1 protein-coding gene is annotated in these 934 nt (G+C 63.0%); it reads left to right on the top strand.

Annotated elements, in window-relative coordinates:
• Positions 1-98: 98 nt before the first annotated feature.
• On the top strand, positions 99-934 hold an 836-nt coding region (locus Y707_RS0102255; protein WP_035780009.1), incomplete at its 3' end, for an IS110 family RNA-guided transposase.

Genomic DNA, 934 nt, shown 5'->3' with positions numbered 1-934 from the left:
AGCACGAGGACTAGATTCAGCTTTTCCCCGTTGTGATTCCCGCAGGCGGCCACCTGTCCATATCAGGTACGAGGGTAGGGAAAGGTCGGGCGAGGGCCGTGTTGGCGCAGTCCCAGGATGAGGAACAGATTATTGCCAGGGTTGCTGCCCTGGATATTGGCAAGGCCGAAGTAGCGTGTTGTGTCCGGGTTCCCGGTCCGGAGGGTTCGAGGAAGCGGTTGCAGGAAGTCTCGACGCACTCGACGATGACCCGGTCATTGACCGAGTTGGCTCATCACCTCCTGGATCTGGGGGTCGAGCGGGTGGTGATGGAGGCGACCAGCGATTACTGGAAACCGGTATTTTATCTGCTGGAGGCCCACGGGTTGGATCCGTGGCTGGTCAACGCCCGCGACGTGAAGCACCTGCCGGGCCGGCCCAAAACGGATGTGATCGACGCGGTCTGGCTGTGTAAGGTCGCCGAACGCCAGATGCTGCGTCCAAGTTTCGTCCCGCCGGTACCGATCCGCCAGCTGCGGGATCTGACCAGGTACCGGATCGATCTCGTCGGGGTCCGGGGCGCGGAGAAGAACCGGGTGGAGAAACTCCTCGAGGATGCCTGCATCAAGCTCTCCGTTGTCGCCTCGGACATTTTCGGGGTCTCCGGCCGGGCGATGATGGCCGCGCTGATCAATGGGGAACGGAACCCAAAAGTCTTGGCGCAAATGGCACGGGCCCGCATGCGCACCAAGATCGGCGCCCTCGAGGAAGCCTTCACTGGCCACTTCGATGACCACCACCGGTTCCTGCTGGCCACCATGCTCGAACGCGTCGAACGCGTCGATCGCATCAACGCAGATATCGCTGCGGTCGACGCGCAGATCGAGGTGGCGCTGGCCCCTTTCGCGGAAGCGGCGGCACGCCTGGATGAAATCCCCGGCATCGGCCCGGTCGC

Source organism: Arthrobacter sp. H14 (genome assembly GCF_000520495.1).
Classification (GTDB): Bacteria; Actinomycetota; Actinomycetes; order Actinomycetales; family Micrococcaceae; genus Arthrobacter_C.
The sequence above is the reverse complement of the archived record's forward strand: the minus strand, read 5'-3'. Positions and strand labels throughout refer to the sequence as shown.